Consider the following 9512-nt stretch of genomic DNA (forward strand, 5'->3'; position numbering starts at 1 on the left):
CCACGGTCGGGAGCCAGGAGGGGGCTGGCTCTGTCCGACGCCCTTCTTTGCGGAGGCCGCTGCGGGCGGGTGCAGTTGTCCGGTCTCTACGCAAGAAGTCCTTGAAGCGCGCTTCGACTGAAGCAGCGCGCTTCGCCTAGCTGGTCTTCACCGGCACGGCGACGAATTTCGCGCCATCCGTCGATTTCACCCGCAACAGCACCGAACGGCGCCCATCCTTGCGAGCGGCGTCGAAAGCCGAGACAAGCTCGCCGCGCGAATTGACGGGCTGGCCGCTCGCTTCGAGGATCACGTCGCCGCGGCGCAATCCCTTGCGCGCCGCCTCGCCCGAGGGGTCGATGTCGGTCACGACCAGGCCTTCCTTGCCGCCGGCGCCGCGAACTTCGGAGGCCGGCGCGACTTCGACGCCGAGGCTCGAGAATTCGCCGCGGCCGGTGAAGCCCTCGTCAGCGCGCGCCTCTTTCTCGTCGGGCAGCGTGCCGAGTTTGAGCTTGACCGTCTTTTCGACGCCGCCGCGCAGATAGGCGATGTCGGCTGTTTTGCCCGGCCCGAGAGCCGCGATGCGGCGCGCAAGATCGCGCGGCGCCTCGATCCTCTCGCCATTGACCGCGACAATCACGTCGCCGGCCTTCAGGCCCGCTTCGTCAGCCGGCGCGCCCTTCTCGGGCTGCGCGATCAGCGCGCCCTTGGTGGACTTGAGCCCGAGGCTGTCGGCGATCTCCTGTGTGACGTTCTGGATCCGCACGCCGATCCAGCCGCGCGAGACGGCGCCCTTGTCCTTGAGCGCGGCGACGACATCCTTGGCGACTTCCGCCGGGATGGCGAAGCCGATGCCGACCGAGCCGCCCGAGGGCGAATAGATGGCGGTGTTGACGCCGACGACATTGCCGCGCGAATCGAAAGCCGGCCCGCCGGAATTGCCCCGGTTCACGGGCGCGTCGATCTGCAGGAAGTCGTCATAGGGGCCGGCGCCGATGTCGCGGCCGCGGGCGGAGATGATGCCGGCCGTGACGCTGCCGCCGAGGCCGAAGGGATTGCCGACGGCGATCACCCAGTCGCCCACCCGCGGCGACGCGGCGCTCCACTCGACATAAGGGAGCTTATCGCCGTCATTGATCTTCAGCAAAGCGAGGTCGGTGCGCTTGTCGGTGCCGATGACCTTGGCGGGCAGCGTCTTGCCATTGTCGAGCGCGACCTCGACCTCGGTCGCATGGTCGACGACATGGTTATTCGTCACCACATAGCCGTCGGCGCTGATGATGAAGCCCGAGCCCTGCGATTGCGTCTCATGCTTCTGCGGACGGCCGTTCGGGCCCTCGCCGAAGCGCTTGAAGAAGCGATACATCGGATCGTCGGGCGAAATATCGGGCATGCCGAAGCCCTCGTTCTGGCCCTCCTCCACCGCCTTGACCTTGATCGCGACAACGGCCGGCTTCACCCGGTCGACCACATCGGCGAAAGAGGCCGGGCCGGCGGCGACGGAGCCGGAAAGCGACGTTTCTGCGACGGCCGGCGTCAGCGGAGCCGGGCCGATCGCGGCGCCAAGCGCAACCGCGGCCGCAGCGCCCAAAAGCGCGAGGCGCGAAGCCCGGCGCGGCGCTCGAATGGCGTTCTCCTCGCGATGATTGATAGCGATAGGCATTTTCCAGAAATCTCCATCTTTGGCGGCGCCCTGGCGGAGGGGACCGGGCCGCCGCTACGACACCAAGATGGAGACTGTCGCGTTTCCGTCCAATGGCGGCCGGATGAAACTTTCGTAAGGCTCCGCGCCGGAGGCGGATTCAGGGCGCCGCCGCGCCCTCCCGGCCCCGCCGGAAAAAGGCCGCCGCCTGGCGCAAACAATGTTCGAAGCCGTCGAGATCCTCGAAACGGCGCTCGGCCGGCGGATCGCGAACGACGATGTCCCAGCCCTGCGCGCGAATGGCTTCGACGATCATGAGATTGTCCAGCAGGCCGAAATTCTCGACGCTCATGCCGTCGCCGGCGCAATTGAGCGCGCGCTCGCGATAGGAGGCGCCATGATTCGTATAGGCGAAAACCGGCTTTTCCAGCGCGAAGGCGAAACCGATTTCGAAAACCGCGCCGACATCGGCGCTCGGCCCGCGAAACGGCGTCAGATTGGCGATGACTGCATCGCTTCGGCGCATCAGCGCGATATTCGCCTCGAAAATGCGCGTCGACATGGCATCGCCGCGCTCGAGCGACAATTCCGCGTCGAGGGGAAACAGGCCGACGAAGCCATGATGTTCGCAGCGCGCCTTTTTCAGCCGCCCGATCTCCTGCGCATGGGGAAGGAAAATATCGGGACCCGCAAGATAGACGTACGCCATCGCGCCTCCTCGAAGTGTTTATATCATAGCGGCGTCGACTGATCCGATCGCTCGCCGCGTCATTCCCCGCAGGCGGAACGCCTGACCTGGAATCCGGAGCAACTTCCAGGACGTTTGTGGTTATTCTGGACTCCCGATCGCTGCGCTAACGCGAAGCGTCGGGAATGACATTCGTGGCGACTGAACAGGCTAAGAGAAGCATCGATGGCCGAGGCCGATTGCATCGTCATTGGCGCCGGCGTCGTCGGCCTCGCGGCCGCGCGCGAACTCGCGCGTGCGGGACGCGACGTCATTGTGATCGAGGCCGAGAATGCGATCGGGACGGGAATCAGCGCGCGCAATAGCGAGGTGATCCATGCGGGAATCTATTACCCGACCGGCCTCGTCAAGACGCGGCTCTGCGTCGAAGGCAAGGAGCTGCTCTATGCGTTTTGCCAAGACTTTCATGTGCCGCATCGGCGCTGCGGAAAGCTGATCGTCGCGACTTCGGAGAGCGAGATACCGAAACTCGAGGCGATCAAGGCCCAGGCCGACGCCAATGGCGTGCATGATCTCGCCTGGCTCCGCCGCGAAGAAGCAATCGACCTCGAGCCGGCTCTATCCTGCGTCAAGGCGCTCCTCTCGCCTTCGACCGGCATTGTCGACAGCCATGCCCTGATGCTGGCGCTGCGCGGCGACGCGGAGGCGCATGGCGCGACGATCGCGCTCGATACGCCTGTCGTCTCGGGCCGCGTCGCGGGAAAAGGCATCCTTCTCGAAACCGGCGGCCACGCGCCGATGTCAATCGTAGCGCGAACCGTCGTCAATGCGGCGGCCCTTGGCGCGCAGGCGCTGGCGCGCAACATCGCGGGGATGCCGCCGGCGCTGATCCCGCCGCTGCATCTCGCCAAAGGCAATTATTTTTCCCTGACGACGCGCTCGCCCTTTTCGCGGCTCATCTATCCCATGCCCGCCGCCGGCGGCCTTGGCGTGCATCTCACGCTCGATCTCGCCGGCCGGGCGCGTTTCGGTCCCGACGTCGAATGGATCGATCGCATCGACTATCGCGTCGACGCCGGGCGCGCGCCGCATTTCTATTCGGCGATCCGCGAATATTGGCCCGGCCTTCCCGACGGCGCGCTCGCGCCCGACTATTGCGGCGTTCGTCCTAAGATCGAGCGGCCGGGCGGATCGACGACGGATTTCGTCATCCAGGACGAAACGCAACATGGCGTCGCCGGCCTCATCAATCTTTTCGGAATCGAGTCGCCGGGCCTGACCTCTTCGCTCGCGATCGGCAAGCTCGTCGAAAGATTGGCGCGACAGAGGCCTGATCTATAGCCAGCCGGCTCGGCGCAGGCGCCAATAGAGCGCGACGCAAATCGTAAGCGTCACGCCCAGAACGACATAATAGCCATATTCCCACTTCAGCTCGGGCATATGTTCGAAATTCATCCCGTAAATGCCGGCGATGGCGGTCGGCACGGCGAGGATGGCCGCCCAGGCCGCAAGGCGGCGCGAAATCTCCGTCTGCTGCATTTGCGCGGTCATCAGGCTCGCCTCGAAAGCGAAGGCGAGCGTTTCGCGCATCGTGTCGATCCGCTCCTGCACGCGGCGCAAATGGTCGCGCACATCGCGGAAATGCGGTCGCATGATGGGATCGATGGCGACAATGTCGCTACGCTCCAGCCGCCGGCAGACATCGGCAAGCGGCGTCGCGGCGTTGCGTAGCCGCAGCAAGTCGCGTCGCAGCGTGTAGAGCTGCTCGATCTCCCCCTTGCCCATCGTCGTCGCGAGCACATGATCCTCGATGTCATCCACTTCCTCGTTGATGCTGTCGAGCACGGGGAAGTAATTGTCGACGATAAAATCGAGAATGGCGTAGACGATGAAATCTTCTCCCTCGGAGAGGCGCTCGATGCGCGCTTCGCACCTTTCGCGCACATGCGCGTATGAACTCGACGCGCCATGGCGCACGCTGACGACAAAGCCGTGGCCGACGAAAATATGCGTCTCGCCGAAGGCGATGCGCCCGTCCACCAACTGCGCCGTGCGCGCGACGATGAAGGCGCTGTCCTCATATTCCTCAAGCTTGGGAAACTGATGCGCCTTGATGGCGTCCTCGATCGCCAGATGATGCAGCGAGAACTGGCGGCCGACGCGCTCCAGAAGCGCGACGGAGGGTTCATACAGGCCGATCCAGACGATATGCCCCTCGCGCCTCGCCCATTCGCCGGCTTCGTCGATCCCGATATCGGCGACCCTGCGCCCCTCGGAATAGACGGACGCCGCGACGACTCCCGCTTCTTTCGACGTCGTCGTGGGGCGTTCGTCCATCGATCGCTCCGCTCGTCAGACCGGCCCGTCAGGCCGGCTTGGGTCCGCCCCGCGTCACGCCGACCTTCGCCGGCCGCAGCACGCGCTCGCCGATCATGTAGCCCTGTTCAACGACCTGGGCCACCGTGCCGGCGGGCTGCGTCTCGTCGGGGACCTCAAAAAGCGCCTCGTGCTGATTGGGATCGAAACGCACGCCCTGCGCCTCGATTTTCTTTATCCCGAAGCGCGCGAGCCGCGACAGAAAATCGCGCTCCATCACCTCGACGCCTTCGACGAGGCTCGCGACGTTGGCGTCCGCCCGCGCGGCTTCCGGGACGCTGTCCAGCGCGCGGCGGAGATTGTCGACGAAGGCCAGCATTTCGCGGGCGAAATTGGCGACGCCGTAAATCTTCGCATCGGCGACCTCCCGCTCGGCGCGCCGCCGCACATTCTCGACTTCGGCAAGCGAGCGGAGCAGCTTGTCCTTCAGCCCGGCGTTCTCGGCGTAAAGATTCTCAAGCTCGGTGAAGGGCTCCGGCTCGGCGATGTCGGACTCGGCCGACGGCTGCGACAGGGAGGACGCCGGATCGGCGTGCGCTTTGTCTTCGGCCGCCTCCGCGTTCTTCTTTGCGTTGCTTGGATCGCTCATGCTGTCGTCTACCCCCAAAATCGTTAAGGCCTCGATATCAGCGCTTAAAAGTCAAAATCAAGTCGCCGCGACCGCAAATGCCTTTCCGCCGCGCACGCCGGGCGGACGGAAAATGTCGAGAAGCTGCCGCTTGATCGCCGCCTGGCGCGGCGGCGACGCGATTTTCGCCCCCGTCAGATCGGTGACGTAAAAGGCGTCCACGGCGCGCTCGCCGAAAGTGACGATATGCGCCGAAGCGATATTGAGGTTGAGCTTCGAGATGGCGTTGGTGAGTTCGAACAAAAGCCCCTCCCGGTCGAGCCCGGAGACCTCGATCACAGTATAGACGTTGGAGAGGCTGTTATCGACCACCACTTCCGGCGCGACGGAGAAGGCGGCGTTTTGCGGAGCCGCCCGGACGCGGGCTTTCACGGCGTCGGATACGGCGACTTCGCCGCGCAGCGCCTTGACGATGAAATCGGCGATGCGCCGGCCGCGGCGCAATTCATCCTCGTCATAATCGAAGGCGCGCGAGAAGAAGATCGTATCGAGCGCGAGACCGTCGACGGTGGTGAAAATATGCGCGTCGACGATATTGGCGCCGCTCGCCGCGCAGCCGCCTGCGATGATCGACAGGAGCCGCGGATTGTCGGGCGCGATGACGGTCAGCTCCACGGCGCCGCGCGTCGTATCGAGATCGACCGCGGTCGCGAGCGGCGTCGCCGCGCCATTGAGGCTCGCCAGCAATTCGGCGTGACGCAGCTTGCGGGCGACGTCCACCTTCAGCCAATAGGCGGGATAATGGCGCTTGGCGTAGGCCTCGAACGCTTCATCGCTCCAGCCTGGAAGCGCGGCGCGCAATTCTTCGATCGCCGCCGCGACGCGGCTCTTACGATCCGCCGACGACTGGCCGCCGCCGAGAACGACCTCCGTCTCCCAATAAAGCGCGCGCAGCAATTGCGACTTCCAGGCGTCGAGCACGTTGGGGCCGACCGCGTTGATGTCGCAGACGGTGAGAACGAAGAGCATTTTCAGCCGCTCCATCGTCTGCACGATGGCGGCGAAATTCTCGATCGTCACGCGGTCGGAAAGATCGCGGCTCTGCGCGAAGCTCGACATGGTGAGGTGATGCTCGACGAGCCAGGCGACGCTTTCCGTCTCGCCCGGCGTGAAGCCCAAACGCGGACAAAGCGCGCGCGCCACCTCCATGCCGGCGAAGGAATGGTCCTCCCGGCGGCCCTTGGCGATGTCGTGCAGGAACAGACCGAGATAGAGCACCTTGCGGTTCACGATCGTGGGCAGAACCTCTTCGACGAGATCGCGATGCTCCGTCATGCGCCCCGCCTCGAAATCCGACAATCCGCCGACGGCGCGCAGGAGATGCTCGTCGACCGTATAGTGATGATACATGTTGAACTGCATCATCGCGACGACGCGGCCGAAATCCGGGATGAAGCGGCCGAGCACGCCCGTCTCGTTCATCCGGCGCAGCGTGATTTCGGTCATGTTGCGCGAGAGCAGAATTTCGAGGAACAGGCGGTTCGCCTCCTTGTTCTCGCGCAAATCCGAGTCGATAAGGCGCAGCGAGCGCGTCACCGCGCGCAGCGCGTCGGGATGCAGCGGCAGGCCCTGGCGGTCGGACATCCAAAACAGACGGATGATATTGACCGGATCGCGCTTGAAAGCGTCCGCGTCGACGATGCTGATGCGGTCGTGATCGATGACGAAGTCGCCTCCCGGCGCCTTGCCGCGCCGGCGGCGGAAGGGCTGCAGGAAACGCTCGAAAATCGCGCGCGGCTTCGCCTGCCGTTCTTCGAGCGCCGCGCAGACAATGGCGGTGAGATCGCCCACGTCCTTGGCGACGAGGAAGTAATGTTTCATGAAGCGCTCGACGGGCGACAGGCCGCCGCGATCGTGATAGCCGAGCCGCCGCGCGAGCGCGTTCTGAACGTCGAAGGAGAGCCGCTCCTCGGCGCGGCCCGTGAAAAAATGCAGATGGCAGCGCACGCGCCACAGAAATTCCTCGCAGCGCTCGAAGAGGCTGAGTTCGGCGGAGGTGAAAAGGCCCGCCGCGACAAGCTCCTTCGTTTCGCGCACGCGATAGACATATTTGGCGATCCAGAACAGCGTATTGAGATCGCGCAGGCCACCCTTGCCTTCTTTCACGTTCGGCTCGACGAGATAGCGGGAGGCGCCGGCGCGGCGCACGCGGGTTTCGCGTTCGGCGAGCTTCGCCGAGACGAATTCGCGCGGATCGAGGCGCGCGATCTCGCGGTCGAAGGCGTCCTGCAATTGCGCGAAGAGTTCGGCGTCGCCGAGAATGAAGCGCGCCTCGAGCAGCGTCGTGCGGATGGTCATGTCGGCGCGCGCCTGCCGCATGCATTCCGCGACGGAGCGCGTCGCATGGCCGACTTTCTGACGCAGGTCCCAAAGAATATAGAGGATCGCCTCGATGACGCTCTCGCCCGCAGGCGTCTGTTTGTCGGGCGCGAGAAAGAGGAGATCGATGTCGGAGCCCGGCGCGAGCGCGTCGCGTCCATAGCCGCCGACGGCGACGATGGTGAGCTTCCCGGCAAGCGCCGCATCGACGCCGCTAACATAGCGCAGGACATAATCGTAGATCGCGCCGATCAGTTCATCCTGCAGGCCGGAAAGGAGCCTGGCGCATGCGTGGCCGGAGCCGCGCGCCTCGAGCCGCGCGCGCGCCATGTCGCGGCCCTCCGCCAGCGTCTCGCGAAAGAGCTCCAGCGCCGCCGTGCGGCGCGCCTCGTCCGTGCGCGCCTCCTTGCAAAGCGTGGCGACGCGCCGCCCCAGCGCCGCGCGCAATCCGCGAAATTGCGCGCCGGCGTCAAGTCCGGCGAAGACGCTCGGCTCAGCCAATTCGTTCATGCGCTATGTTCCGGCGCGCGGCGCGATGCGCGCAAAGCGGCGAGACGCGCCTCTATGGCGTCGAAAATGGGCGGCGCGAGATCTGGCCCGCCCACCCGTTTTAGGGCGCGCAGCCCCGTCGGCGAGGTGACGTTGATCTCGGTGAGCCTTCCATCGATCACGTCGATGCCGACGAAAAGCAGGCCGCGCCGCTTCAATTCGGGGCCGAGCCGCGCGCAGATTTCCCTCTCGCGGCCGTTCAACTCGGTCGTCGCGGCGGAGCCGCCGCGCACCATATTGGAGCGGATGTCGTCGGCCGCGGGAATGCGGTTGATCGCGCCCATGGCCTCGCCATCGACGATGAGAATGCGCTTGTCGCCCTTCGCCACCTCCGGCAGGAAGGACTGCACCACCCAGGGCTCGCGAAAGGTGGTGGCGAACATGTCGAAGAGCGAGCCGAAATTGGGATCGCGCGGCGCGACCTTGAACACCGCCGCGCCGCCGTGGCCATAGAGCGGCTTCATCACGACTTCCCCATGAAGCGCGCGGAACCGCTCGATCGCCGCGCGGTCGCGGGTGATCAGCGTCGGCGGCATGAGGTCAGAGAATTCCATCACGAAGAGTTTTTCGGGCGCGTTGCGCACATGCGCGGGATCGTTGACGACGAGCGCATGCGGCGCGAGCCGCTCCAGAAAATGCGTCGAGGTGATATAGGCGAGGTCGAAGGGCGGATCCTGGCGCAAGAGCACCACATCGACCGAATTGAGATCGAGGTCGGTCTCCTCGCCGAGCGCGTAATAGCGGTGGGGATCGTCGAAGACGTCGATTCGATGCGCGCGCGCCGTGAGCCGCCGCCCTTCCAGCGAGAGGCGGTCCGGCGTGTAGAACCAAAGCCGATGGCCTCTGAGCTTTGCCTCCAGCATCAGCGCGAAAGTCGAATCGGCGGCAAAATTAATGCGTTCCAATGGGTCCATCTGGACCGCGACCTCAAGCATCGCGCTCTCCTACTCCCGACCGCCCTGAATGTGGGGACGCCTTGGGTCCGGCGAAACCCAATAGCAGGACAATCGCGCAGGGGGATAAACTTTCGAGCGCCCGCCCCGCAGGGGGCGCCCATTCTCTTCCCTGATAGGAGGGCGGGCGCCTAAAATCGATTGAAGCCGCCGCGCATCGGCGCGCCGTAGCCGCCTGCGCCTCCGCGCGGCCCCTGCGGATAACGCCCGCCCCAGGACCCCGGAAAGCGCGGGGGGAACAGGCCGCCGCCATGGATCGCCGGCGGCAGGAAGAGCCCTAGCGGCAGGCGCCGGACGCGCGGCGGCGGGTAATCCGGCGCGTCGTCCGCCCCCGGATCGTCAGAGACGGGGCGGGGGCGCCTCGGCCGGAGACGCTCG

Annotated in this window: 8 protein-coding genes; 1 reads left to right on the forward strand and 7 read right to left on the reverse strand. The window is 65.4% G+C overall.

What is annotated here, in order from left to right; all coding sequences use genetic code 11:
- Window positions 1-136 precede the first annotated feature (136 nt).
- Both V3H18_RS09165 and V3H18_RS09170 read right to left on the reverse strand, forming a co-directional pair.
- Window positions 137-1642 carry a Do family serine endopeptidase gene (locus V3H18_RS09165; protein WP_332081723.1) on the reverse strand — a complete coding sequence of 502 codons (1506 nt, stop codon included), beginning with the start codon at window positions 1640-1642 and terminating at the stop codon, window positions 137-139.
- Between the two features lie 139 nt (window positions 1643-1781).
- Complete coding sequence (locus tag V3H18_RS09170) at window positions 1782-2330, reverse strand: nucleoside 2-deoxyribosyltransferase (protein ID WP_332081724.1); 549 nt, start codon at window positions 2328-2330, stop codon at window positions 1782-1784.
- 204 nt (window positions 2331-2534) lie between these two features.
- Here V3H18_RS09170 and V3H18_RS09175 point away from each other — a divergent pair, with 204 nt between their 5' ends.
- Window positions 2535-3650: an NAD(P)/FAD-dependent oxidoreductase gene (locus tag V3H18_RS09175; RefSeq protein WP_332081725.1), complete on the forward strand. Its 1116-nt coding sequence runs from the start codon at window positions 2535-2537 to the stop codon at window positions 3648-3650.
- On the opposite strand, the gene corA is transcribed toward V3H18_RS09175, so the two are convergent.
- The 5 genes from corA to V3H18_RS09200 form a co-directional block, all read right to left on the reverse strand.
- On the reverse strand, window positions 3645-4646 hold the full coding sequence (gene corA / locus V3H18_RS09180; RefSeq protein WP_332081726.1) for a magnesium/cobalt transporter CorA: 1002 nt from the start codon (window positions 4644-4646) through the stop codon (window positions 3645-3647). The genes V3H18_RS09175 and corA overlap by 6 nt on opposite strands.
- Before the next feature lie 28 nt (window positions 4647-4674).
- Window positions 4675-5274 carry a nucleotide exchange factor GrpE gene (gene grpE / locus V3H18_RS09185; RefSeq protein ID WP_332081727.1) on the reverse strand — a complete coding sequence of 200 codons (600 nt, stop codon included), beginning with the start codon at window positions 5272-5274 and terminating at the stop codon, window positions 4675-4677.
- Between the two features lie 57 nt (window positions 5275-5331).
- A complete protein-coding gene (locus V3H18_RS09190) occupies window positions 5332-8142 on the reverse strand; it encodes a [protein-PII] uridylyltransferase (RefSeq protein ID WP_332081728.1) in 2811 nt (936 codons plus the stop codon).
- On the reverse strand, window positions 8139-9116 hold the full coding sequence (gene gshB, locus V3H18_RS09195; protein WP_332081729.1) for a glutathione synthase: 978 nt from the start codon (window positions 9114-9116) through the stop codon (window positions 8139-8141). Before gshB ends, V3H18_RS09190 begins: the two co-directional genes overlap by 4 nt.
- 149 nt (window positions 9117-9265) lie before the next feature.
- The coding region (locus tag V3H18_RS09200) for a hypothetical protein (RefSeq protein WP_332081730.1) at window positions 9266-9512 on the reverse strand (247 nt) is incomplete at its 5' end.

Origin of the sequence: Methylocystis borbori (genome assembly GCF_036576025.1) — a bacterium.
Classification (GTDB): Bacteria; Pseudomonadota; Alphaproteobacteria; order Rhizobiales; family Beijerinckiaceae; genus Methylocystis; species Methylocystis borbori.